The following is a 25,436-nucleotide window of genomic DNA, read 5'->3' as shown; positions in this document are numbered from 1 at the left end:
CTGCGCATCTAGCGCACCGCCGTTGCCGCGACGTCGACGCAGCCGGCCCGCTCGCCTTTGCTGCGCGCGAGCACCGCCATGACGACCGGTTGCGGCAGTTCCGCCGGCGGCACTATTCCAATCGAAATCCCGCGCAGCGCCGTCGCGAACGCGGCTTCCTCCTTGCCGGCATTTGGCGGATCGAGCAATTGCACGCGCTGTATCGCTCCCGTGGAGGCGACCCACAGCTGCAGCAGGAGGTCAACGTCGCCCGGCCTGGTTTCAGCGCGCGCACACAATACCTGCGACACCCTTCCCTGGATCGCCGCGAAATAGGTTTGGTGACGCGCGCTAGTGAGGCGCGGGGCAGGCTTGATGGTGAAGCTATTGGGACCGGTCGCGCGCGCCACCAGACCGCTGCCAGCCAGCAATTCCTGCAGTGCAACCTCCGGCGCAAGCCGCCCCTCGACAGCGCTGGAGCGACGGCCGACAGCGAGAGCGCCATCGTAGTAAAGTTCTAGACCGCTTGCGATGCTGAAGGTATCGAGCGCAGTCGCGAGCGGCTGGGCGGTAATTGCGAACTGTATCGGACTCCGTTCCTGTGAAGCTGCATCATGCGCCGGCAGCATTAGTCCGAGGCCTACTGCCAGCGTGCAACACAACCGAGCACTACGGCTTTGCGCGGCGACAACCGCATCCCGTGTCAAAGCACACCCTCATCTTCACAAGACTATCGAAGTCTCGATGAAAACCTTACGGAGCGTGTGTTACACTCACGTGTCAGGCGCTGGATATTGAACGCGGCTACGGAGGCTCTCCAAGCCAACACCATATTCGATCGCACTATCGGTTCGGTCCCAGCGGCGTATTGAACACCGGTGGCGGCGGTCGATACGGAGCAACCGAAACGCCGAAATTCCTGCCATATTGTTGCTGAACGCCTGGAATGTTCACGACCCCGACCTTGGTGTCCGGCGATCGCGCATCGATCGGCGGAAGGTTCATGGTCGGATTGACGCGGTCGACCTCGCGTCGCAGTTTCTGGTTGAGGCAATCCATCGACCGGCTTGCTCCGATCTCGACCTCGACGCATCTGTCGGCACTTTTCACCCCGCCGCCGATAACGATCTCCGGGAGTACCAGGACGCGCTCTTCGGCCGAGGCTGATGTGCCGAGAACTGCAGCGACAAGCGAAAGTATGATTGGCCGCATGGCGCTCGCCTCCTAACGCCCTGCTCTGGTCTGCACGACCAATGCGCTGAGGCGCGTGTTGAGTGCTGCAAGATTTACCGAACCCATGTGAGCACCCCCCAGGCATTTGCGGCCACAGCCACCGCCCCTCGCTGCCTCTCCGAACGTCGCAACGGGAACGTTTCCCGTCACGGGAAAGCCCCGCGCGGCCAGCTTTGCGCGCACCGCAAGACAATAGTTGACGGAGAGAACGGAGAACCGGGTTTCGCCATGGCCGGCTCGATATTTCATGGCGGCCGTGCAAAGATCGCCGCCGGCCAGACGCCACGCCTTTGCAAGATAGGTCACGCCATAACGGATATTGGTCTCAGGCACGGCGAGCTCGGCGAGCGAGCCTCTGAAGCCGAGCATGGCTGCCGTCGACGGTAATATCTGCATCAGACCGATTTCACCAACACCGCCGATGGCATGGGGGTTGTATCCGCTCTCCACCGCCATCACCGCCTCGGCAATTTCCGGCGGCAAGCCGGCTTGGGCGGCCTCTTTCTCGATCACGGCGCGATAGCGCGCACGCCCGTCGAGCACGCTCGAGGGCGTTCTGAGCTTTGCGATATCGCCGGCAATGTCCTTCGGCGGATCAGCCGCAGGCGTCAATTGCGGCCGCGGCAGCTGCGTCCGTTCGACAGCGGCAAAGCGATCATCAAATGACGTGGATGCAGAAACGGTGCTGTCCGCGCTCGCGACCCCTGGCAAGAAGATCATGAACAATCCCAGCGCGACAACAGCCGATGGCCGCGAGCTCGCCGCGCGCGAGGATCGAGGTTGCACGCCGATCACCATCCGCTATTTCCCCTCGCGCGCTCGATCTTTCGCGCGGAGCGAAAGACGCAGGTGCACGGGTTGGAGCATCGCCGGCGGCGGGGCGCCGATACTGCCATCCATCAACAACGCCCGCAGCTCGATGCGCATCATGGCGTCATCGATCCCGTCGACTTCAATGCGATCGACTCTGCCGTCGGCCAGAATCCAGGCGCGAAGCGCTACCTTCAATGCCGGCGCATCGGCCCCTCTGTCGCGGCGCGTCAGGTAGTCCTGGATACGACGCGCCCCCTCACTATCGCCGGCCAGTTGCTGTTCAAACCGCTGCTGCAACTGCCGTGCGAATACCTGCCACGCCTCCGGCACTGCCGTCGCGGATCGGTATTCACCGCTCTCCGGCGCGACAGGCGCTGCCTTCGCCTCAGCGCCGGCAAAAACCAACCCCGCCATCGCCGCGGCGGGACGGAAGATCTTCTTCCACCACGCCGGCCTGTTTCGTTCAGATTGCATGGAAAGCTTTCGCCCCGCTTCTTCGCTCAGCTGCGCGTCCTACTGCATCGTAGCCGATGCACCAGCCTCATTCGCGGCCTGCTGCGCGGATCCCTGCGATGCGGTCGGCGATACCGAACCGTTCCTTGCGGACAATTGGCGTAGCTCGTCCCGCAGATATGCAATCAGCTCCTGCACCAGGCGATCCCAGATTTCGATCTGTGCGCGCAAGTAGTCCGGCGCCACTCCGCCTGCCACCGAGACATCGAGGCAGAAAACGAGGAACGGGTGGCTGAGCTGCAAGCGTCCGAATCGGCGCGTCACGTTCCAGCGGTTGACCAGATCGAGCGGAAGCTCGCCCTGAACCTGAAGCACGGCGGTGAACGCGGCGTCGACGAAGCTTCCGTCTGAGTCGGGGAGCTGGTTTCCCGGGCGGATGTCGAAGGCAAGCCCGCCGGTCGCCGACCGCAGATACGATACGCCGGCAACCGGATCGGTCGCAGCCTCCACGCGATAGCCTACCTGTTGAAGACTGTCGCGAAGCCCGTCGAGGGTGAGTTTGGTGATGCTGGCGCCTGACATTTCATTCTCCGCGTGGGCTATTTCCGGACGCCATCGAGCAAGTTCGAAAGCGCGAGTTCATTGAGGATGGGCGGATGCTCCTTGAGCAGTTCCGCCAGATAGGCGCGCCGCATCATCGCCGCGCGCTCGCTGCGCATCTGCTGGACCAGTTGCTCGCGCACTTCCGGCAGCGTGCGGGTATAGGCCGCCTTGGTGTCGATCAGCTTGAGGATGTGCCAGCCATCGTCGAGGCGGATGGGATCGGACACGGCGTTCTTGGCAAGCCCGATGACCTGCGCCCTGATTTCCGGCCGGATCTGGTTTTCCGCGACCCAACCGAGATCGCCGCCGTCCTTTGTCTCGCCTTCGGCGCGCGCGATTGCGAGAAAGTCGGCATTCGGCGCCCTCAGCTTGCCCTGAACGTCGTCCAGCTTCTTCTTCGCCTTGTCTTCGGCCGCCTTGTCGGCATCTCTCGGGACGGCAATGAAAACCTGCGCAAGCTGAAACTGGCGCGGCACCAGCAATGCGCTTCGGTTAGCTTCATAGACTTTCTGCAGATCTTCCTCGCTCGGATAGTTAGCCGCCGGCGTCGAGACCGATTGTAGATACAGCTCCACCAACGCGCTGTCCCGCACGCGATCGAGCTGCGCCGCGATATTGGGCTGTTGGTCCCATTTCTTGGCGGCCACCTCCTGAAGCACCAGCCGATTGGCGAGCAGCATGCGGACGGTCTGGCTGAGCAGTGCGGGATCCTTCGCCAGTGCCGCCTGCTCGCGCGCGCCAAGCGCAGCAACATAGGCCCGAAGCTCATCCGCCGAGACGTTGGCGTTGCCGACCCGCGCGACCACATCGTCGCTGCCCGAGGGCTTGGCGGTAGCGACTTGCTGTGTAGCAGTCGCCTGCCCCGCCGGTCCCTGAGGTGCCGGCTTCGGCTTGGCCGGTGCGGGCGCCGTGGCCGTGCGCTGAGGCGCGGGTGCCGGCGCTGTCTGCGCAAGCGCCGCGACAGGCAGCGACAGGGTGGCAGCAGCAGCGGCCGCGATGATGCTCGGCTGCAATGTTCTGAAAACGCAGGGAATGCTCATGGTGTCGCCTTCTGATCGAGGAGCTTGTCGTTGTAATCCTGGACGAAATTCTGTGCGTCGACACGGCCAATTCCGGTCAGCGGCTCAGTCGCGACGAGCGCGCCGCCCAGCGTCAGTTTCTTGTACCGGTTCAGAATCTCCTTGCCCTCGTTGACGAGCTGCACATTCTTGGCCTGGCAGCTCTTGGTGCTTGCCTTGTAGGCCGTGGCTTCGCTTTCAAACTTTGCCCGCTCGGCATCCTTGGCACGTGCGACGTTGGCGGCCTCTTCGTAGGCGCCCTTCCATTTTTCCAGCGTCTCGTCCCGCTCAGTAAGGCGCTGGTTGAATTCTTCGACGGCCTCGCGATGCTGTTTCTCGAGCTTGCGGGTCTCCGCCTTGGCGGCATCGATCTGCGCCTTCAGGGCAGCCTTCTCCTTCTCGGCTTCGGCAAGCTTCGCCTGTGACGCAGCGCGCTGGTCCTCCAGTTGCCGGGCTTGAATGGTGGCGCTGCGCAACGCCTCGCGCAGGCGATCATGCTCGGCATCGCCGCGAGCTTCGCCGCCGTACACGGCCGCGGCGAGAAGTAGCACTAGACGTGGGATGCGGGTCTGCATGATCAGAACTTCGCGTTCAGGTCGACTTGCAGGACATCGACGGCGTACGGCACGCCGGCAATGTTGTTGGCGCTCATCCAGCGCAGGCTGGCCCACACGTTCTGGCTGAGCCCGACATTGCCGCCGACGAAGTAGCCCTTGAGATTGGTGCCGCCGAGCCCGAAATCGGAATCGACGAAAGCGTCGACGGTCGCATCGGATTCCAGATATTTGTAGCCGGCGTGCACGTTCCAGTCCCAAAGTTGCTTGATCTCCTTGTTGCCCACGGTGACGCGAGCAAGCCAGCCCTGATTGCCGCCGTTGTAAGGACCGATCGAGCCGTCCGGCGTCCCCGCTCGATTGTTGATCGTGGTACCGGCATTCATCAGCTTGCGATCGAACGCGCTATTCCAGATGTACTCGCCGTCGAGCACGATGTGCATCGGGTGAAAATGGCCGAGATCAAGCTGCGCGCTGGCAACGACCGGCCGGTACTGGCCGACCAGGCCAAAGTACTGGTACAGGTTGGTAGTCCCAAAGTTGTTCGCTGCTTCCGGAATGATGTCGCGCAGCGGCCTATAGGTATTGCCCTTCTGTGCGAATGACGGGCGAGTCAGGTCAGTGTCGCACAGATCTGACGCCGACCTCACGAAGCACGGACTGGAGAGCCGCCCCTGAACGTTATGGAAATCGTAGTATGCGACGGCAAATCGGAAGGCAGATTCCGGAGCGAATCGCGTGGCAACACCGGTCTGAGCGCCGAACAGCCATTTGTCGCGGCTCGAAAACTTGGCCACATTTCCTGTGGCTGGATCGAAATTCGTGCCGATGTTGAAGTCGGTGTTGTAGATCGGAAATGCGCCGGCCACCACAAACGGCGTGATGCCTTTCGCGACCTCATACTTGGCCTGCACCGCGAAACCATCGAATCCGATATCCCTATGCCAGGCCAGATCGGTCGGCGACCAGAACGGGTTGTCGAAGCGACCGACGGAAACCGCCACATCGTTGTTCCAGGCCTGGTACTTCAGATAGCCGCGATCGAGCCACAGCGCGTATTTGGAGAAATTGCCGCCGCCCGCGCCCAGCGTTTGATTGGTGGAAACGGGCGAACTGTTCTCTCCGGTCGCGATGCGCAGGCCGGCAGAAAACCCGTTGTAAATATCGGCTTCCATGCCAAGGCGGGCGCGAAGCCGCGCCTGGTGACGGTCCTTGGTAGCGTTGTAAGTCGGTGCGGGATTTGGATTGGAGATGTCGCTGACGTCGTAGGGCGATCCGGTGTTGATCGTGTTGAAATTGTAAGCGTTGAACTGGTCATTACCGGTCGGAAAGAAGCTGCCCTGATAGCGTGCACGCAAGTCGCCGTAGAAGCGGATGCGCTGGGCCCATTCCGGATAGGCACCCGGCGAGGCCCAGTTTTCCTTGTGTGCCTTGTCCATGACCTCCCGCTTAATCTCCTCACGTAACTGCCGTTTGACAATCTCGGGGACGTAGGTCACGTGCCGCGTGCCGGGCGGCGAGGTCGCCGCCGTCGCAGCGTTGGCAGCTTTCGCCGCTTCATCAGCCTTGACGCTTGCACCTCTCGCCGCTTCGCGCGCGAGATAGGCCTCGTCGTCGGCCTGCTTGATCAGCGCCTGCGCCTGTTCTTCCGTCAACACGCCCTGCTTTACCAGCAGGTTCACGAGATTGATCGTGGCGCTAGGCGACGTTGGCTTCGTCTGCAACACCGTCGGCCGCTTTGCGTCGGATTTCTTTGTCGACGCGCGCCCATCATCCGATGCGGTCTGGCCAAACGCCGGAGCGCCGCAAGAGAGCGCGCACAGCGATACGGCTAGCGGCATCAAGCGCCGACGTACGTCAGATTTCTTCTCAAACATCGGTTCCCCAGTCCTCTACTAGTCTTAATTCAGCGAAAATCGGCTGCAGCGCATCAGCTCGGTCGGCGCGCCGTGACGCGCGTCACCATCGGCATCGGCATGTCCCTGGGCGGCGGCTCGCGCAGCACGATGCTGCCCAGCACCTCGTTGCGGATCGCGGCGTCGAGCTCGGCGTCGCCGGTCGACGAGACGAGCTGAATGCGATTGACGCGACCCAAGCCGTCGGCCCACAGCCGGATCTGCACCTGCATGGTTGCATTGCGAGTCTTGGCGTTGGCACGCAGAGCGGCCTCGATCTGGGCCTGCACGATCGAGGCATACCAACCCCATCGGCTGCCACCGCCTCCGCCGCCGCCATAGGGATTTCCCCCGACCTTGCTGCCGAGATTGAAGAGATCGCCGGGGCCGGTTGCCTTTGCGTCGAGCGATAGCGGTCCCGGCGGCTCATCGTTCTTGGCGTCCTTGACTGGCTCGTCTTTTGGCTTGTCGAGCGGCTTCTCCTCCTTGAACTCCGGCTCGGCCATCTTCGGCTGCTCGATCATCTTCTGCTCGGGCATTTGCTGAGGTGGCGGCGGCGGAGGCGGAGGCGGCGGCACGATGTTGACGACGGTCAGCTCCCGCACCAGACGCGGTGGCGGCATATCGTCGTGGCCACGGAGGAAGAACACGGCGACACCAACGAACGCGACGATGGCCAACAGCGTTGCACCGTAGCGAAACAACGCGGTGTTCTTTCCAACCGGACGATATGCGGTGGAGCCGTGCCCATTTGCGTCCGGCGGCGCGGAGACCTGATCGTTCACGGGAACGCTCATGACGCGGCCTCCAGCAACACCTTCTCCGAAAGCCGCTCGGCGACATACTGCACGATGAATTTCACGACAGTGTCGAAGTCGGTCGTTTCCACTGTGACTTTCGTGTCGGGCTGCGCCTCGATCGCTACGTGATACATGCACCGATCAGCCAGAAACTCGACATAGGCCGACCGATCTATCGACAGTCGCGAGCCGGGGCATCGCGAGATCAGGAGGAACAGCGGGTCGCGCTCGAGCGCGTGATCGGCGATGCGGCTTCGCAGGAGGTCCGCGAGTCTGACGAGCAACGCCTCGCCGCGGACAGGAAACTGCAGCACGACGCCGCCTTGTGCGGCATGATGGTGTCCGACGACCGGCGATACAGGCTGCCGCACACTGCCTGCGACGGCCGGCGGGGCGATCACTCCATCCGAACAGATCGGGTTTTCGTTGGCATACTGGCCAATCGTCCATGACGCGTCGTGCAGCCAGGACCATAACTTCCTGAGACCATTCTTCGCGGCGTTGCGCGTGTCCATGGCTGTGCCCATCCTCGCCGTCACTTCACGAGCGGCTTGGTGGCAAGGCCGACCTGCGTCAGGCCGATACGCCCCAGGAGGTCAAGCACGTCCATGACGCTTTGATATTGGGCCTGCGCATCGCCGCGCAGCACGACCGGAAACTCCGGTGTCAGCGCCTTCTGCTGCACCAGGCGCTGCTCGAGCTCGGGCAGCGTCACCGGTATGGTGTCGAGAAATATCTTGTCGTCGTTTGCGACCGTGATCGCCTTCGTCGTCTGTGTCGCAAGGCTCGGCGCGGCCGACGCCTTCGGCAAATTGACCTTCTGGCCCTGCACGGTCGCCGTCGTCATGATGATGAAGATCACCAGCAACACATAGGCGAGGTCCAACATCGGCGTGATGTTGATGTCGTCGTAGGGTTTACCGCTGTCCTGAACCTGCATCGCCGTTACTCCGCGGCGATCCGGCGTTCGATCCGATCGGCCGAGTAGAATTCGGCCATCTTCGTCACGAACTCATCGATGAAGACCTGCATGTCATTGGTCAGGTCCTTGATGCGGGAGATCAGGTAGTTGTAGCCGAACAGTGCCGGGATCGCGACGCCGAGACCGGCAACGGTTGCGACCAGCGCCGCCGCAATGCCCGGCGCGATGGCGTTGACGTTGACGTCTCCACTCGCCGCGATGGCGGCAAACGTGATCATGACGCCGACGACGGTGCCGAGCAGGCCGAGGAACGGTCCGCCGGAGATCGCGATGGTGAGCACCACCATCAACCGGTTGAGCCGCTGGGTCTCCTTGACATAGCCGCTGTCGAGCGCCGCACGGATCGCCGCGATCGATGCCGCTGAGAGAACTGGCAGGCGTTGGCCGTTCTGGGCGAAGCGGTGGCGGATTTCCGAGGCGCCGAGATGATAGATGCGGTACAGGGACGAAGCCCGCATCATCTTGGCGTCGGCTTCGCTCATGCGGCCGCCGAGGCTTGCTACATCTTCCGCCTCGCCGCTGTCGAGCACCGTGAGATCGGCTGCGATCTCGCGAAAGCTTTTCATGAAGCGGGCGTTGGCCTTGGCCTGCTTGTTCAGATAGGAGGCGCGATCGTACATCACGACCCAACTGACGGCCGCCATGATCACGAGGATGCCGATGACGATCCAGCCGTCGAGTGTCACTGATTTGAGGATCACCGCGAAATAGCCCGAGAGCCAGCTTCCGGTTTCCTCATCCACGCTGAACGCGACGAGCTTGGCGTGCTCCGGCCCCTGCCCCATCGCGGCAAACTTGATGAAGCCGGCAGGGCGGGCAATCTTCGCGATCTGCAGTTCGTCGATATCGCCGACAAAGCCGGCCATTGCGGCGGCGGGAGCTGAAGCTGGCGCCGCCTCGGATGCGGGGGAAGCGGCATCCGGCGCCGTGCCGCCATCCGCAGCCGGCACAGACGGGGCTGGAGGCTGTGCGGCTGCGGATGGTACCGCCGTGGGAGCGGCGGCAACGGCACCTGACGTCTCGCCGCCAACCAGCGCGATCGCGTTAAGTGCCGGCAAGGTCGCGGCAAGGGACGCGTAAGGCGCGCCGTCGAGATAGAGTGCGATCTGACCACCATTGGCCACTACCGCGACATGATGCCAGCCACCGGGCGCGACCGACGCGCCGGCGGCGCTACGTTGCGCAGTCCCCGCATTGGTGACTTCGGCGAACAGAATACCGTTATCCAGTCCGATAACGAGACCATTGGCGCCGTCACGGCGGCTATAAAGAGCCGCGTTGGGCTGCATTGCGCTCGGCTTGATCCAGGCCGACCAGGTCAGCGCGGCGTTGTCAGTTAGTGCAAGCGATGGAGACGCCGGCAGTGTCAGCGGCGCGCGGCCATCGAGACGCAAGCCCGTACCGATCAGGGACCCATCCGCCGGCTGGCCGACGGTTTGCGCATTATTAGCCCAGACGGACGAGTCCAGCGCCGGCGTCCCGCGCTCATTGAAATGATAGATCAGCTGTGTGTCGGGATCGTAGGTGCCCTTCGGATCGCTGGTCGCAATCGCTTTCTTGTTGCCGGAATAGAGCCAGATATCGGTCTTTGCGCCGGGTTGAAGGTTGGGCACGGCGACCCAGACCAGCGCCTCGCCAAGCAGCGAGTCATACTTCTCGATGTGATGCTTCAGCGGCGTCTTGTCGTCGCCGGCGACGAAGCGCAGATCGCTGCCGTCATCCTTGGCCTGGCTGAAACGAAAATTGCCGACATGCAGCCGAACCAGAACCGGCGTGGTGCCGATCGGATCGGTGATATTGGCGCCGGACGCGCTGGCGTCGATGGTGATCTTCTTGCGCAGCTGCCATTCGTCGTTCCACCACGCGTTGGCCGGCGACGGCGCGAGCGTCAGCACCGCGGTGAACGAGAGCAGCAAGCCTGCCAGAATTTTCGCGGCCATCCCACGGTGGGCGAATTGATCCGCGCAGCCTCGTTGATCCCATCCCCTGATCATCAGAATTCACCCCAGATTCGGAAATTCACGCGCGGGTTTCGCGCCTCGGTGTAGGCTTGACTCACCATCGGCACGGAATAGACGAGCGTGCCGTTGAGATAGTCGAACATCTTGAAGCGGGCACCGACGCCGTAACTCCAAACGTCGAACTTCGATTGCTGATCTGGCAGCGGATGCAGCACGGTGACCGTGCCTGCGTCGGTAAACCCAAAGAAGCGCCAGTCGTTGAAAACGGTGAAGGGCGCCTGGCCCTGCCCGGTCTCGTTCTTCATCTGCTTCTGCAGCAGCTCGCCGATATTGGGGCTGCGCAGCTCGAGATTGCCGATGACACCATTGTCACCGAGCGTCTCGGATTCCAGATAACCACGCACGGTATCGAGGCCGCCGGCGCTGATCTGCTCGCTTGATACCAGCGGCCCGTCGGCGACCTGCCCCTGGATCTTGCCGTAGAGCTGAAAGCCCTCGGGCAATTCCTGGGTATGCGATACGTCGACGTTGAAATGGGTGAAGCTGGGAGAGGCCTGGTAACGCTTGGTGTCAAATGCCACCCAGTCATCGCTCAGCGGCCGCAGATTGTAGGTGACGGCGGCGTTGAACTGCGTCGTGAATTTCTCGGCCTGGAACGTAGCCCCATAGCTCGCAACCACCGGATAGTAGGTGACCGGCGAGGAGAAACCATCGCCGCCGAGCTTCACAGTCTGGTCGAAGTGCTTGTAGTCAACACCAGCCGAAAGGGTGTGGAACAGGCCCTCTCGCGTCGGCAAGGTCATCACGGCGCGGCTGCCGAGAATCTGCCCGGGCCCAATTACGTTGGTGCCGCCGACCGTTGCAACATTGCTGCTCGATTTCACCGCGTAGACCAGGACGCTGAGCCAGTCGACGTCCTGCAACCGTGCAAGATAGGACCCGGAAAACACTTCCGCGTCGCCCGGTCGCTGCGGCGCCACCTGGTAGGTGAAACTCAGGGAGTGACCGAGTTGCCAGAGATTGTCGTAGTGCACGGTGCTGCTCAGGCGCAGCGCCGTGGTGTTGGGCGACTGCCTGTTATTCAGCTCGACGCTGGCATGAACCGGTACCTTGTCCTCGACATTCAGATCGACGTCGACGGTGCCTGGTGTGACACCGGCCCGTAGCGCGGGCGTCACACGCCGGTCGGGCCACTGGTTCAGCGCGACGATGTCCTTGGTGACTTCATTGAAGTTTGGGACCGTGCCCTCCTTGAGAGAGCCGGCCTTGTTCGTGATCTTCGCGAGGTCGAAATAGCGCGAGTTCTTGACCCGAAGTCGGCCGACCTTCATTTCCGTTACTTTGAGCGTGATCATCCTGCTCAAAGCGTTCTGCTGCGGGACGGAGACGCTGACCGTCTGATAGCCCTTGTCGTGATAGGCCTTCTCGAGCGCCGCCCGCGCCTTTTCGACGTCGTCTGCGGTCTTGTTGGGCCCCAGGAAGGGGTAAATAGCTTCCTCGATTTCGATCTGCGGGAGCGTATCGGCACCCTGGACGGCGAAGTCGTCGATATCGAAACGCTGTGTTGCAGCTGGCTTTTGCGGCGAAGCCCGCTCTGGCGATGACGACGCAGGAGGCGAACTCGGCGCACGCCCCGCCGACTCAGCCTTGGCGGCTCTGGCCGGATCTGCCGCAATCAACCCGCCTGCGAGGGTCGCCGCACCTGCCGTCAGGCAAAACAATGCCCTTCCCGCCGACATCCGCCGGCGCGGCTCATCATCAATTCCACTTTGCACGGTTGCCCGCTCGCCTCCTCAAACGAGTATCGCGACCGCGCCAAACGCCGCGATCACGCCCCCTCGCTCTAGAGACGACTGACCGAAGCCTAACCCGCAAACTTTGCGGCGCTCCGGAGAAAAATTAACGGCTTTTTTGCAAACGGCTTTTCACGCGCCTCACCACCGCTGATTCGCGGGTTGCAAGTTCGGCCTGGCCGAGGCGACGGCGGACGAGCGGAAATAGAGATTGCGAGCTGCGGCTCGACTGGATCAGCCGAGCAATACGACCCCGCCCGGCAGCGAGCGCGCCTGAGCCCCGAACAACTGCTGAACCTGGAGCACAAAGTCAGCGAGTTTGTTGATCTGAAACGTGCCGTTGACGACCCGCTGCTTCAGATCCGCGTTCGTGATGATGATCTTGCCGGATCGATAGCGATTAACTTCTTCCACCACGTCCGCAAGGGTCTGATCGCGAAAAATCAATAGCCCGCTTTGCCACGCCGTCACCTGCGCTGGGTCGACCGGGACCGAGACCTCGATTCCGCCGGGCGTATAGGCGACCTGCTCGGCCTTGTGAAGGTGCACGACGCGGCTGCCCTGGGCGACATCCACCGCGCCGTTCAGACATGTCACCCGCACCATGCCATCAAGGCAGCGCGCCACGAAATCCGCCTGCTTCGCGGTGATCCGCCCGTTCGCAGCCAGCATGACGAATGGCTTCGGCGAAGGGCGCATCGCAGCCACCGAGGCCTCACCGGAAATCAACTCGATCTGCGTTTCGTCGGTCGCTGAGCGTAACGCGATGCTGGTTTGGGTGTTCAGCTCCAGCGATACATCCGGCGTGACCGCGATCTTGCGCTGCTCGCCCTTTCCGGTGCGATAATCCGCCGACAACTCCTGCAGCGACGGCCACAGGCCGAGCGGCGGACGGACAACCATGTAGCCCGCGGCGGTAGCAGCGATCGCACCGCCCAAAAAGGCACGTCGGACGAGGATTTTCGCCGGCAGCCTTCGCGGGGCCGGCACCACGCCTGTGGCCTCCGGACGATCGTCCAGTTCGCGCGCTGCGATACCTGCGTCGCGGAACAGCCGCGCAGCCTTCTTGAAAGCCTTCTCGTGAGCGGGGCTTTGTTCGCGCCAGCGCTGCAATGCATCGATATCCGCTCTGGTCGGAGCACCGGTCTTGAGCCGGACGACCCAGTCAAGGGCCTCGTCCAAGAGCGCATCGCGTTCGGGTGTATCGCTCGCTGCGGTCACGATTTGTCGTCCATCTGCCGCGCTCGCCAAACCAATGTGCTTAATTGATGGGGCCAATGCCGTCCGACCTCGATATATAGCCAATTCCTGTCAATTTCGAGCATCTTGTGGGCTTCGTGACCGGGCCGGCTCGAGGGAATTGCAAGAGACCTCGCTGCAACGGCCGCGTCATTTCCTCGGAAACCTCCCATCCAACTTGTGGCTGTGCCGTTACACGGCATCTATTCGATAGACGACTGGGCAGCTTCTATCCCGAAGAAAAACTGCGACGAAGCAACCCAATTACGCAAAATCTATTCGCCGCTTGTTATTCTGCGCCATCCCAACTCGCTTCGGGAAGCGTAGAGTTCGCAGCCTCTCAGCCCGGTTCGGTCATGATCGGGGACGCGGGCCGCCAAGGCGGCGCTGCAAGGTGTGATCAAGACTGTCGGCACAGTGGCCAAGCGCCAGCCTGAGATCGCTTTCGACCGTGCGGATGCTCACCTGAAGTCGGGTCGCGACCTCGCGCGCCGACTGGCCTTCAATGGAAATACTGCGGAGCACCTCGCGAGGCCGCGGCGGCAATTCAGCCAGCGCCCGCTTGAAAGCTTCGATTTCCGAGCGTGCTTCGACTATCCTCGCCGGATCGGGTTCGTCGTCGCAAACGTCCAGCAGCGCATCGATTTCCGACGAGCTTACGCGATAGTTTTGCGCCCTTTGCCGATCCTTTGCGATGTTGATGGCGGTGCGGAATATGTAATCGGTCGGACTGCGCACCGACACCGCGTCAGTCACGCGATCCAGCCGCAAAAATGTCTCGTGGAGGGCGTCGTGAGCAAAATCAGATGAGCCTAAGCGACGCGTCAACTTTCTAATGAGCCCGTCGTAGTTCTCGACCAACTCTCCGCGCAGCCGAATTCGATTGCTGTCAGCCACGTTCCGCAGGCCCCAAACACGTTACCATTGTCTGCTCGCCCCCCGACGATCAGCAGGTCGTAGCGGTGCTGAACTACACATTTATGACGAAAGGAAATACGACCTACGAGAGAACACTGGTCGCCAGTTCGCGCCATCAACGGTGGTGTCGGCAGTGGATAGCTCAACCCTACCTACCGAGAGTTGGTTAGGACGGATCGAACACCAGTTGCACGTGAATGTTCAATCGGTCGGGCAATTCGGGAGGAATCGACGGCAGCGGCTGCGCCCGGCGAATCGTCTCCATCGCCTCCTTGTCGAGCACGGTCTGGCCCGAGCTCGTTCTGACCCAGACGCCGAGAAGTTTGCCGTCGCGGCTCATCGAAAACTGCGTATCGACCCTTCCCTGAAGGCGTAACGCACGGGCAGCGTGCGGATATCGCTGGTAATGTGCGACATGCCGCAGCAGCACCTGCTGAAATCTTGCCGCAGCGCTGTCCGCGGGCCCACTTACCGCCGATGGCGCGGACAGAATGGCCGACGGTGGCGCTTCTGCAGGCGAGAAGGCTCGCGGAACGGATACGGCTTCATCGGAAGTCGAGGGGCTCGGCTCTCTCGATGACGTATCGGTTCGGCTGGTGATCTCAGGCGCGGTCGAATGCGAAGTCGAAGCCGTGACGATCGGAGCAGGGTCAGGCCGCGGCAGCAGGTGAACCTGAACGACCGAGGCTTGTTGCTGTCCCATCGAACCTGACGGCGTTTGCAGCTTGATCCAGTACACCCCGCCGACAAGCAGCAGAGTTGCCAGTCCGGGCACCATGAAAAGCCGCAAGACTTCGCCCGACGACCATGTTCCAGACTCATCCTCGTAGGATAGCAACGGGCCCGGCGCCAGCGACGCCGGGCCGTTCTGGTTTCGTCGCTGGGGCTCGTCAAAACTCATTGCAGTGATCTTACAACGATGACGACGCGCACCGGCTGCGGCGTGTTTGCCGGCGTCGGCCGGCTCACCATCAGCCCGCGCAGCGCCGCCGCAACGGCCGCGTCCCGGTCGCGGTCGCCGGTCGACCGAAGCAGTTCTGTTCGCTCGATCATCCGCGCAGGATCGATCCAGAGATCAAGCACCGCGCGGTAGCTACCGTCCCGCGTTTTCGGGTTCTTTCGAAGGGCATTCTGAATGTCCATTTGCAGCCTCTGGCTGAAATCCTGCAGCCCGGCTGGCTCGTCGTTTGTCCCGCGCACCCGTAACGTTCCGAGCGACAGGCTTGAAGATGTCAGCGCGGTCGCTGGCGGCGCATAACTAACACCCTCTGCAGATGGAAGGGAGAGTGTGATCGCGTCCGGACGAATGTAGCGCACCTTTAGATCGGTTTCGGCCAGCAGCAGGTTCAGCGCGGCATGCGCCGTGAGCTTTCCTTCGACCGCGACCGACGTCCGGCCGACGGCCGAGTTGCTTTCATAGAGCACCTGAATGCCGGTCGCCTGCCCGTAGGCTTGCAGCGCTCCGGCAAGCGATTGGCGCGGGATATCGAATGCGATCAGTTCGCCCGTTTTCGCGGCCTGGCGATCCTCGGCTTCGGCAGCATAGATGCCGGCCGCTAACAATGCCGCATATGCCACGAGAAGGAATTTCCGGTTTCTCCGGTGACCGCTAGCAGCGATTGCGCTTCCATATCGCGCCAAACGCCGTCCCAGATGGCGGAATTTTGCAATGTGGCCACCGTCGAGACGAGAAAATGAACTCGCCTCCCTTGCCTTCACAGATACAATTGCCTGCATAACGCTGCTTTAATCGGCCGCTACCCGTACCAAACCCGTCCCGCCTGCCCGATCGATGGCTCGCGACGTTTCGTCGACATAGCTGGCTCCTTGACGGCAGGGGTTCAGGCGACAGCGTCCTTTATATCGTTTATGTGACAGATATCTCATCGCGCTAACGGCGGCCTATCTAACCGAGACGGCTTCGCGTCTTCGCGGCAACCCGGGCCACGCCTCGCAATAGCGATTGCCTGCTTACGCCGGCCGAGAAGTCTCGGGAGCAAAAACCGGCGGGTTGCTCCATCAGCCTCGCAAAGCAGCTATGCCTTGTTCAAGGCCTGCGCAATGTCTGCGATCAGGTCAGACGGATGCTCGATGCCGATCGACAGTCGAATCGTGGAGTCGAGGACACCTATCTTCTGACGGATTTCAACCGGCACGCCGGAGTGGGTCATGCTTGCGGGCAAGCTGGCAAGCGACTCCGTGCCGCCCAGGCTCACCGCCAGCTTGAAGATTTGCAGCGCGTTCAAAAATCGGGACGCCGCCGCCTGCCCGCCGGCGATGTCGAACGAAAACGTTGAACCCGCGCCCAGGCATTGTCGCGCGAACAAGCGGCCGGCGTCCGAAGCTTCGTCGTGGTGAGCAAGGTAGTGAACCCTCTTCACCTTGTCGTGGTCGCGTAGATAATCCGCCACGAGACGCGCATTCTGGTTGGCCTTTTCCATGCGTAAGTTCAGCGTCTCGAGCGAGCGGCCCAGCATCCAGCAGGAATGAGGATCCAGCTGGGTGCCGATCGCGCCTCGCAGCGCCTTGATGTCCTTCATGAGGTCTTTTGAGCCGAGCGCAGCGCCAGCGATCAGGTCGGAATGACCACCGACATATTTGGTCAGCGAATACAGCGAAAGATCGGCGCCATGTTCGATCGGCCGCTGGAAAACCGGGCCTAGCAGCGTATTGTCGCATGCAACGATTGGCGTGTAGTCCTGTGCCTTGCCGATGTTGTCGGCAATGCGGCGAACCATCGCGATATCGACTAGGCCGTTGGTCGGATTTGCCGGGGTTTCAATGAGAATCATCGCAACCCGCCCCTTTTGCATTGCATCGTCAGCCGCCAGCTCGACAGCGTCCTCGTCGATACCGTCGGCAAAGCCCACTGCGCGGATCGAGAAGTTGGCCAGCGTCTTCGCAAGTAGCGTTTCCGTTCCCCCGTAGAGCGGCTGCGAATGCAGGATCACGTCGCCCGGCCGCGCGAAGGCCAAGATTGTGGTCGCAATCGCCGACATGCCGGACGAAAACAGCGCGCAGGATTCCGCGCGCTCGTAGACGGCAAGCCGGTCTTCCACGATCTCGCTGTTGGGATGATTGAACCGCGAATAGACCAGGCCCGCGCCCATCCCTTCCGGGGGCTCGCGCCTGCCCGCAACGTAGTCGAAGAAGTCCTTTCCGTCTTCTGCGGTCCTGAAGACAAAGGTCGAGGTCAGGAAAACCGGTGGTTTGACGGCTCCTTCCGACAGCTGCGGATCGTAGCCGTAGTTCAGCATCAGCGTTTCGGGATGCAGCACGTGGTTGCCGATGTGGGTTTTCGACGGAAACGGTTTCACCATGGCCTACCTCGCTGTCTTGAGAGAACATCGAGCCCGGCGTACACATCGGCAGCATCAATTCTCCGGTGCGCTACAACGCCAGGCTGGGCAGATCGAGTCCGTTGGCACGGGCACATGCAATCGCGCTTTCATAGCCCGCGTCGGCATGGCGCATGACCCCACTCGCCGGATCGTTCCAAAGCACGCGCTCGATGCGGCGCGCAGCTTCTGGCGTCCCGTCGGCGACAATCACCATGCCGGCGTGCTGCGAATAACCTATGCCGACGCCGCCGCCATGGTGCAGCGAAACCCACGTGGCCCCGCTGGCACAGTTGAGCAGCGCATTTAGCAGCGGCCAGTCGGACACTGCATCCGAGCCGTCGCGCATCGCTTCGGTTTCGCGGTTCGGGCTCGCAACCGAGCCGCTGTCGAGATGATCGCGGCCGATGACGATCGGCGCCTTGAGCTCGCCGCGCGCCACCATTTCATTGAATGCCATGCCCAGGCGATGGCGATCGCCAAGACCGACCCAACAAATCCGCGCCGGCAATCCCTGGAACTTGATCCGCGCCTTCGCCATGCCGAGCCAATTGTGCAGATGCTTATCTTCCGGCATCAGCTCCTTAACCTTGGCGTCGGTGCGGAAGATATCTTCGGGATCCCCTGATAGCGCGGCCCACCGGAACGGGCCGATGCCGCGGCAGAACAACGGTCGGATGTAGGCCGGAACGAAACCGGGGAAATCGAACGCATTCTTCAGCCCCATATCCTTCGCCATCTGGCGGATGTTGTTGCCATAGTCGAGTGTTGGAATGCCCTGAGCGTGGAAGTCCAGCATAGCCTGGACATGGCCGACCATCGAGGTCTTCGCCGCGACTTCGACCGCTTTCGGATCAACCGCACGTCGGGACTCCCATTCCGCGAGCGTCCACCCCTTCGGCAGGTAACCATTGATCGGATCGTGCGCGCTGGTCTGGTCGGTGACAATATCGGGCCTCACGCCGCGGCGCACCAACTCGGGAAAAATATCTGCGGCATTACCGAGCAGGCCGACGGAGACCGGCTTCTTGCTCTGCGCTGCCTCTGCCATGGCCGCGAGCGCCTCGTCCAGCGTGCTTGCCTGCCGATCGAGGTAACCCGTGCGCAAGCGCATCTCGATGCGGCTCGGCTGGCACTCGATCGCAAGCATCGACGCGCCGGCCATCGTCGCAGCAAGGGGTTGTGCGCCGCCCATACCGCCGAGACCCGCGGTCAGGATCCACTTGCCCGCAAGGTTGCCGCCGTAATGGCGCCGCCCCACTTCGACAAACGTTTCATACGTTCCCTGCACGATACCCTGGCTGCCGATGTAGATCCACGATCCGGCCGTCATCTGCCCGAACATCATCAGGCCCTGCCTGTCTAGGTCATTGAAGTGGTCGAGCGTCGCCCAGTGCGGCACCAGGTTCGAATTCGCAATCAGCACCCGCGGCGCATCGGCATGAGTGCGGAAAATTCCGACCGGCTTGCCTGACTGAACCACCAGCGTCTGGTCGCCCTCGAGCTTGCGCAGCGAGGCGACGATGCGATCGAAGCTTTCCCAGTCGCGCGCGGCGCGGCCTATACCGCCATAGACGACGAGCTCACTCGGCCGTTCGGCGACGTCGGGATCGAGGTTATTCATCAGCATTCGAAGCGGTGCTTCCGTCAGCCAACTCTTGGCGCTGATCTCAGGCCCGCGGGGCGAGCGGATCACGCGGTCGTTGTCCAGTCGGCGGTTCATGACAGATGACCTCTCTCGGCAAGGTTTGGAAACGGGTTATTCTCAAGCACGGAAATCGCAGCGGCCGGCAATGCGCCGGCTTCGACCAGCGCCGCAGCCTTCTTGAGATCGTCGGCCATGTAGCGATCATGACCAAGCGGTGGCACCTGCTCCCGCAACACGGCAATGACCGCGGCAAGCGCAGGGCTGGTGGTATGCGGGGCGCGCAGGCCGATGCCTTGCGCCGCAACCAATAGCTCGATGCCCAGAATGGTGGCGAGATTATCAGCCATGTCAGATAACCGGCGCGCCGCGTGCGCGGCCATCGACACATGATCTTCCTGGTTGGCGCTGGTCGGCGTCGAATCGATCGAACAGGCCGCGGCGCGTTGCTTGTTTTCGGCATAGAGCGCAGCCGCCGTCACTTCGGCGATCATGAAGCCGGAGTTGATGCCGGGATCAGGGGTCAGGAACGGCGGCAGGCCGAAGTTCAGCGCTGGATCGACCAGTGTGGCGATGCGGCGCTCGCTGATCGCACCGATCTCGGACAAGGCCAGCGCAATCTGATCGGCCGCAAATGCGACCGGCTCCGCGTGAAAATTTCCGCCCGAAACGATCTCTCCGGTATCAACCAGCACCAGCGGGTTGTCCGTGACGGCGTTGGCCTCAATCGTCAACGTGCGAGCGGCTTGTGTCAAAATATCGAGCGCGGCGCCGGCTACCTGCGGCTGACAGCGCAGGCAATAGGGATCCTGTACGCGCTCGTCGCCTTCGAGATGCGACATGCGGATGTCGCTGCCCTCTAGCAGTGCTGTCAAGGCGGCGCCGGCGGCGACTTGTCCGTCATGCCCCCGCAGCCGCTGAATCTCCGGGCGGAACGGGGCCGTCGAGGCCATGGCCGCATCGACCGACAGAGCGCCTGTCACCAGCGCGGCACAGGCCAGACCGTGGCCGCGCAACAGCCCGGAAATGGCATAGGCGCTCGAAAACTGCGTACCGTTGATCAGCGCAAGACCTTCCTTCGGCCCGAGCGTGATCGGCGCAAGATCGGCTGCCGCCAGCGCATCGCGGCCCGCCACAATTTTTCCACCAACAAGCGCCTGCCCCTCTCCGATCATGACGGCGGTCATGTGCGCCAGCGGCGCCAGATCACCGGATGCCCCGACCGATCCCTGCTGCGGCACCAGCGGACAAATGCCCCGCGCGAGCATCGCCTGGAGTTGCTCGATGACCTCGCGGCGCACGCCCGAAGCGCCGCGCCCCAGCGAGACGACCTTGAGCGCCATCATCAGGCGGACAATTGGTTCGGGCGTGGGCTGTCCTACCCCGCAGCAATGCGACACGATGAGGTTGCGTTGCAGCAGCGTCGTCTGATCCGACGGAATGCGCCGCGACGCGAGTTTTCCAAAGCCAGTGTTGATGCCGTAAGCTGGCACGTCGGAGTGCGCGGCCTTCGCCACAATGGCCGATGCAGCCTCCACGCGTGGCCAAAATGACGGATCGAGCACCACAGATGCGCCCGCAAGCACCTGCTGCAGATCACTGAGGCTGACCCTTCCGGGCGAAACGACAATGGAAGCGTCGCGCTCGCTCATTGTCCCCTCCACACCCGGCGGTGCAGCGGATTGAAACCCATCCGGTAGATGAGCTCGGCAGGCCGGTCGATGTCCCAGATCGCGAGATCGCACCATTTGCCGGGCTCGAGAGTGCCGGTCTCAGTGAGAGCGCCAAGCGCGCGCGCTCCTTCCCGCGTCACGCCGGCGAGGCATTCGGCCACCGTCATCCGGAACAGGGTCGCGCCCATATTCATCGCCAGCAGAAGCGACGTGAGCGGCGAGCTGCCAGGATTGCAGTCGGTAGCGAGCGCCATCTTCACGCCGTGGGCACGGAACAACTCGACCGGCGGCTTCTTCGTCTCGCGAATGAAATAGAACGCGCCCGGCAGAAGCACCGCGACCGTGCCTGCCCTCGCCATAGCCGCCACACCGGCCTCGTCCGTGTGCTCCAGATGATCTGCGGACAAAGCCGAGAATTCCGCAGCAAGTGCGGCCCCGCCGAGATTCAACAACTGATCCGCGTGCAGCTTGACCGGTAGTCCAAGCGACTTTGCCGCACGGAACACCCGCGCCGTTTGATCGCCCGAGAACGCGATACCTTCCATGAAGGCATCGACTGCATCGGCTAATCCGGCCTGCGCCACCGCTGGCAACATCTCCCGGCAAACAAGATCGATATATCGATCTTTGTCGCCATTGGCTTCCGGCGGCAGCGCGTGCGCGCCAAGAAACGATGTGCGGATGGTGATCGGCCGGGTGCTTTCCAGCGCACGCGCCGCTGATAGCTGACGCATCTCGGTTTCAGTATTGAGCCCATAGCCGGATTTGATCTCCAGCGTCGTCACGCCTTCGCCGATCAGGGCATCGAGCCTTGGCATTGCGCCGGCGACAAGTTCAGCCTCGCTAGACGCGCGGGTAGCCGCGACGGTCGAGACGATGCCGCCACCCGCGCGCGCAATCTCTTCGTAGCTAGCCCCCTGCAGCCGCAGCTCAAACTCGTGCGCGCGGTTTCCGCCAAAAACCAGATGAGTGTGACAATCCACCAGCCCGGGCGTAATCCACCGTCCCGCGCAATCGATCCGCTCGACGGCATCGGCATTTGACGGGAAATCGGAACGGCTGCCCGCGAAGATGATGCGGCCGTCGCGCGAGGCGATCAGGCCGTCCTCGATCTCACCGAGCCCGGGCATATCCTCGCGGACCGTGGCGAGCCGGGCATTGAGCCAGATTCGATCGAAGCGCTCGGCCATGCAGCTCTCCTCAGCGATAGGAGCTTGACGCGTCTATATGTCTATACATAAAATCACCCGCATGTTCTGTCCAGCCGGTTTGGAAACATGTCGACACTGCATTTCGCATCGGCACTACTGCCCTCCGGCTGGGCCGATGACGTGCAGGTGGTGGTGACGGATCACACCATCACGAAGGTTACGGCCGGCGTGGCTCCTAGCCCCCATGACGAACGCCACAAGCTGGCAATTCCCGGAATAACGAGCCTGCATAGCCACGCGTTCCAGCGTGGCATGGCAGGGCTCGCCGAAACGCGCGGTAATTCTGCGGATACGTTCTGGACATGGCGTGAGACGATGTATCGCTTCGCGCTCGAGATGACGCCTGAAGACACCGAAGCCGTCGCGACGCTGCTCTATGCCGAGATGCTCGAGCAGGGCTTCACTCGCGTCGGGGAATTCCACTATCTCCACCACGACCACGACGGCGCGCCCTACACCAATCCTGCCGAGATGGCGGCGCGAATTGCGCGAGCCGCCGAGATCACCGGCATAGGGCTGACACTGCTGCCGAGTTTCTACGCGCACAGCTCGTTTGGCGGAGCCGCACCGCATGCCGGCCAACGCCGGTTCATCTGCTCGATCGACCAGTTTGCCAAGCTGATCGACGCCACACGGATGGCCGTACGCAAACTGCCCGGCGCCAATATCGGCATCGCTCCGCACAGCCTGCGCGCGGTGACGCCGGACGAACTGGCAGCCATCCTGCCCCTGGCTGAAGCCGGACCGGTGCATATCCATGCCGCCGAACAGGTCAAGGAAGTCGAGGAGTGCGTCGCCTGGTCGGGCCGGCGGCCGGTCGAGTGGCTGCTCGAACATGCAGCCGTAGATCAGCGCTGGTGCCTGATCCATGCGACCCACATGACCGAGACCGAAACCGCCGCACTTGCAAGCAACGGTGCAGTCGCGGGTCTCTGCCCGGTGACCGAAGCGAGCCTTGGCGACGGCATTTTTCCAGCTTGCGAATTCCTCGAAGCCCGCGGCCGGTTCGGCATCGGTACGGACTCCAACGTGCTGGTCGGCGTCGCCGACGAACTGCGTCAACTTGAGTATGGTCAACGCTTGAAACGCCGCGAGCGTAATGTGTTATCCGGCGGTCCCGGCATTTCAACCGGCCGAACGCTGTTCGACGCTGCGCTGACTGGCGGCGCCCAAGCGACTGTGCAGCCGGTCGTCGGTATCCAGCCAGGTGCACGTGCTGATATCGTGACCCTCGACACCACGCATCCCTCGCTCGCCGGGCGTCGCGGCGATGCCATCCTCGACGGCTGGATTTTCGCAGCGGGCTCGGGTGCCGTCGCATGCGTATGGGCGGGTGGAAACAAAGTTGTCGAGGGTGGACGCCACCGGCTCCGCCAAAAGGCGCGCGACGCATTCAACGCAACCGTCCGGAGGCTCGTGGCATGAGCCTCTCGATCGACCGCGACAAATTTCAGGCAGCCGACAAGCCGACGCTGTACAAGCAGATCAGGCTCGATATCGAGCGCCGCATTCTGACCGGTGAATGGCCGCCGGGTCACCGCATCCCGTTCGAGCACCAGCTGATGACGCGCTATGGCTGCTCACGAATGACGGTGAACAAGGCGCTGTCGGAGCTGGCGCAAGCCGATCTCATCGAGCGGCGCCGGCGAGCGGGTACGTTTGTGCGCCGTCCCAAATTCCTGTCTGCAGTCCTGACGATTCCCGATATCCGCGCAGAGATCACCTCGCTCGGCCGCAGCTACGGCTATCAGCTGATCCGGTCCTCGCGCCGAGCGGCCAACGCTGCCGACCGCATCCGTCTTGGGATATCGAAAACCGGCAAAGTGGTCGCGATCTCATGCCGCCACAGTGCCGATGGCGTGCCGTTCGCGATCGAGGACAGGCTGATCGACCTAGACGCGGTGCCTGAAGCGGCCACGGCAGATTTTGCGATCGAACCACCTGGCACCTGGCTGCTCCACCATGTCCCGTGGACGGAGGCCGAACATTCGATCAGCGCGATCGCAGCTGACGAGCAGATCGCAGCAGCACTGGACATTACAATCGGCGCCCCCTGCCTAGTGATCGACCGGCACACCTGGCGCAGCGCGCGAACGCTGACCGCCGTGCGCCTCGTCTATCCAGGCGAATCCCACAAATTGGTTGCCCGCTTCAAGGGCGGCTAAGGCGAGGATATCGACAAGCGTGAAAACGGCACAATTTATGCAACTGCTTTTGCAATTGGCCGCACAGGTTTGAAATGACGAACAGCAAGCAATCCATGAAACAACCAAGAGGATATAGCCATGCGTAATCTCGGAGTATTTGCAGCAACCGCCGCTTTTCTGGTGTCCGCGCCAGCGTTCGCCCAGGATGTGAAGGTCGGTATCGGAATCTCGGGCTGGACCGGATTTGCGCCGCTCACGCTTGCAAGCCAGGCGGGCATCTTCAAGAAGAACGGTCTCGATGTGACCATCAAGAAGATTCCGCAGAAGGACCGGCACCTGGCTATTGCCTCCGGTGACATCCAGTGCGCGGCAACCACGGTCGAAACTTGGATAGTCTGGAATGCCAATGGTGTTGCAACCAAGCAGATCTTCCAGCTCGACAAAAGCTACGGCGCCGACGGCCTGGCCGTGCGGAACGATGTCGCTTCGATCAAGGATCTGAAGGGCAAGACGGTCGCCGCGTCCGCTCCCGGCACGGCTCCCTATTTCACCCTGGCCTGGATGCTCAAGAAGAACGGCCTCTCGGTCAAGGACGTCACGGTCGTGAACCTGGAGCCAGCCGCGGCAGCGCAGGCATTCGTGTCCGGCCAGAACGATGCAGCCATGACCTATGAGCCTTATTTGTCGACCGTGCGCGCCGCACCGGATAAGGGCAAGATCATCGCAACGACGCTCGACTACCCGATGATCATGGACACGTTCGGCTGCACGCCGAAATTCCTGACCGACAATCCCAAAGCCGCGAAGGCGCTGGCCGACAGCTATTTCGAGGCCGTGGCTATGATCGAAACGAACCAGGCCAAGTCCTACGAGATCATGGGCGCCGATGTGAAGCAAACCGGCGAACAGTTCGGCAATTCGGCAAAGTATCTGCGCTGGCAGGACAAGGCCGCGAACCAGAAATTCTTCGCGGGCGAGTGGCAGGCCTTCACCAAGGAGGCTGCAGACCTGTTGCTCGAAATCGGCATCATCAAATCGGTTCCGAAGATCGACGATCTCGTCGACACAAGCTTCATCAAGTAACTCTCCGCGCGCGGTGGTCCCGCTTCCCCATGGGGTAGCGGGACTTGCTGCGATCAGC

At 62.3% G+C, this 25,436-nt stretch carries 24 protein-coding genes; 3 read left to right on the top strand and 21 right to left on the bottom strand.

Annotated elements, in window-relative coordinates; genetic code table 11:
* Positions 1 to 8: 8 nt before the first annotated feature.
* The 21 genes from J6524_RS16480 to hutI form a co-directional block, all read right to left on the bottom strand.
* Positions 9 to 608: an STN domain-containing protein gene (locus tag J6524_RS16480; RefSeq protein WP_225672293.1), complete on the bottom strand. Its 600-nt coding sequence runs from the start codon at positions 606 to 608 to the stop codon at positions 9 to 11.
* 214 nt (positions 609 to 822) lie between these two features.
* Positions 823 to 1,191: a hypothetical protein gene (locus J6524_RS16475; RefSeq protein ID WP_225672291.1), complete on the bottom strand. Its 369-nt coding sequence runs from the start codon at positions 1,189 to 1,191 to the stop codon at positions 823 to 825.
* 12 nt (positions 1,192 to 1,203) lie between these two features.
* Entirely contained in the window at positions 1,204 to 1,932 is a 729-nt protein-coding gene (locus J6524_RS16470) for a lytic transglycosylase domain-containing protein (RefSeq protein ID WP_225672289.1), read from the bottom strand.
* An 81-nt stretch (positions 1,933 to 2,013) separates the two neighbouring features.
* Complete coding sequence (locus J6524_RS16465; RefSeq protein ID WP_225672288.1) at positions 2,014 to 2,430, bottom strand: hypothetical protein; 417 nt, start codon at positions 2,428 to 2,430, stop codon at positions 2,014 to 2,016.
* Positions 2,431 to 2,538: 108 nt separating this feature from the next.
* Complete coding sequence (locus J6524_RS16460) at positions 2,539 to 3,060, bottom strand: YbjN domain-containing protein (protein ID WP_225672286.1); 522 nt, start codon at positions 3,058 to 3,060, stop codon at positions 2,539 to 2,541.
* 17 nt (positions 3,061 to 3,077) lie between these two features.
* On the bottom strand, positions 3,078 to 4,121 hold the full coding sequence (locus J6524_RS16455) for a peptidylprolyl isomerase (protein WP_225672284.1): 1,044 nt from the start codon (positions 4,119 to 4,121) through the stop codon (positions 3,078 to 3,080).
* On the bottom strand, positions 4,118 to 4,714 hold the full coding sequence (locus J6524_RS16450) for a DUF4407 domain-containing protein (RefSeq protein ID WP_225672282.1): 597 nt from the start codon (positions 4,712 to 4,714) through the stop codon (positions 4,118 to 4,120). The genes J6524_RS16455 and J6524_RS16450 overlap by 4 nt, the downstream gene beginning before the upstream one ends.
* 2 nt (positions 4,715 to 4,716) lie before the next feature.
* Positions 4,717 to 6,570, bottom strand: a complete 1,854-nt coding sequence (locus tag J6524_RS16445) for a putative porin (RefSeq protein WP_225672280.1) — start codon at positions 6,568 to 6,570, stop codon at positions 4,717 to 4,719.
* A gap of 53 nt (positions 6,571 to 6,623) precedes the next feature.
* Positions 6,624 to 7,385 carry a TonB C-terminal domain-containing protein gene (locus tag J6524_RS16440; protein ID WP_225672278.1) on the bottom strand — a complete coding sequence of 254 codons (762 nt, stop codon included), beginning with the start codon at positions 7,383 to 7,385 and terminating at the stop codon, positions 6,624 to 6,626.
* Positions 7,382 to 7,903: a hypothetical protein gene (locus tag J6524_RS16435; protein WP_225672276.1), complete on the bottom strand. Its 522-nt coding sequence runs from the start codon at positions 7,901 to 7,903 to the stop codon at positions 7,382 to 7,384. The genes J6524_RS16440 and J6524_RS16435 overlap by 4 nt, the downstream gene beginning before the upstream one ends.
* Before the next feature lie 20 nt (positions 7,904 to 7,923).
* Positions 7,924 to 8,328, bottom strand: coding sequence for an ExbD/TolR family protein (locus tag J6524_RS16430; protein WP_225672275.1), 405 nt, complete (start codon positions 8,326 to 8,328; stop codon positions 7,924 to 7,926).
* A 5-nt stretch (positions 8,329 to 8,333) separates the two neighbouring features.
* A complete protein-coding gene (locus tag J6524_RS16425) occupies positions 8,334 to 10,310 on the bottom strand; it encodes a DUF2341 domain-containing protein (protein ID WP_225672273.1) in 1,977 nt (658 codons plus the stop codon).
* A gap of 53 nt (positions 10,311 to 10,363) precedes the next feature.
* A complete protein-coding gene (locus J6524_RS16420; RefSeq protein ID WP_225672580.1) occupies positions 10,364 to 12,070 on the bottom strand; it encodes a ShlB/FhaC/HecB family hemolysin secretion/activation protein in 1,707 nt (568 codons plus the stop codon).
* Positions 12,071 to 12,358: 288 nt separating this feature from the next.
* The gene (locus J6524_RS16415) at positions 12,359 to 13,345 is read right to left on the bottom strand and encodes a FecR family protein (protein WP_225672271.1); all 987 of its coding nucleotides are present in this window, start codon (positions 13,343 to 13,345) and stop codon (positions 12,359 to 12,361) included.
* A 372-nt stretch (positions 13,346 to 13,717) separates the two neighbouring features.
* Entirely contained in the window at positions 13,718 to 14,260 is a 543-nt protein-coding gene (locus J6524_RS16410; protein WP_225672269.1) for an RNA polymerase sigma factor, read from the bottom strand.
* Between the two features lie 187 nt (positions 14,261 to 14,447).
* Entirely contained in the window at positions 14,448 to 15,182 is a 735-nt protein-coding gene (locus J6524_RS16405; protein WP_225672267.1) for an energy transducer TonB family protein, read from the bottom strand.
* A complete protein-coding gene (locus J6524_RS16400) occupies positions 15,179 to 15,859 on the bottom strand; it encodes a secretin and TonB N-terminal domain-containing protein (RefSeq protein WP_225672265.1) in 681 nt (226 codons plus the stop codon). The genes J6524_RS16405 and J6524_RS16400 overlap by 4 nt, the downstream gene beginning before the upstream one ends.
* Positions 15,860 to 16,317: 458 nt before the next feature.
* Positions 16,318 to 17,601 (bottom strand): cystathionine gamma-synthase family protein, encoded by a 1,284-nt coding sequence (locus J6524_RS16395; RefSeq protein ID WP_225672263.1) that lies wholly within the window; start codon positions 17,599 to 17,601, stop codon positions 16,318 to 16,320.
* Positions 17,602 to 17,671: 70 nt separating this feature from the next.
* Positions 17,672 to 19,342 carry a urocanate hydratase gene (gene hutU, locus J6524_RS16390; RefSeq protein WP_225672262.1) on the bottom strand — a complete coding sequence of 557 codons (1,671 nt, stop codon included), beginning with the start codon at positions 19,340 to 19,342 and terminating at the stop codon, positions 17,672 to 17,674.
* Positions 19,339 to 20,916: a histidine ammonia-lyase gene (hutH, locus tag J6524_RS16385; protein WP_225672260.1), complete on the bottom strand. Its 1,578-nt coding sequence runs from the start codon at positions 20,914 to 20,916 to the stop codon at positions 19,339 to 19,341. The genes hutU and hutH overlap by 4 nt, the downstream gene beginning before the upstream one ends.
* Positions 20,913 to 22,127 carry an imidazolonepropionase gene (gene hutI, locus J6524_RS16380; RefSeq protein WP_225672258.1) on the bottom strand — a complete coding sequence of 405 codons (1,215 nt, stop codon included), beginning with the start codon at positions 22,125 to 22,127 and terminating at the stop codon, positions 20,913 to 20,915. Before hutI ends, hutH begins: the two co-directional genes overlap by 4 nt.
* An 87-nt stretch (positions 22,128 to 22,214) precedes the next feature.
* On the opposite strand from hutI, the gene J6524_RS16375 reads away from it, so the two are divergent.
* From J6524_RS16375 to J6524_RS16365, 3 genes are all read left to right on the top strand, one after another.
* Positions 22,215 to 23,573 (top strand): formimidoylglutamate deiminase, encoded by a 1,359-nt coding sequence (locus J6524_RS16375; protein WP_225672256.1) that lies wholly within the window; start codon positions 22,215 to 22,217, stop codon positions 23,571 to 23,573.
* Positions 23,570 to 24,313, top strand: a complete 744-nt coding sequence (gene hutC / locus J6524_RS16370; RefSeq protein WP_225672254.1) for a histidine utilization transcriptional repressor HutC — start codon at positions 23,570 to 23,572, stop codon at positions 24,311 to 24,313. Before J6524_RS16375 ends, hutC begins: the two co-directional genes overlap by 4 nt.
* 120 nt (positions 24,314 to 24,433) lie before the next feature.
* Positions 24,434 to 25,378 carry an ABC transporter substrate-binding protein gene (locus J6524_RS16365; protein WP_225672252.1) on the top strand — a complete coding sequence of 315 codons (945 nt, stop codon included), beginning with the start codon at positions 24,434 to 24,436 and terminating at the stop codon, positions 25,376 to 25,378.
* Positions 25,379 to 25,436: the final 58 nt, after the last annotated feature.

The organism is Bradyrhizobium hereditatis (assembly GCF_020329435.1).
Classification (GTDB): Bacteria; Pseudomonadota; Alphaproteobacteria; order Rhizobiales; family Xanthobacteraceae; genus Bradyrhizobium; species Bradyrhizobium hereditatis.
This window is presented reverse-complemented; position numbering and strand designations above follow the sequence as displayed.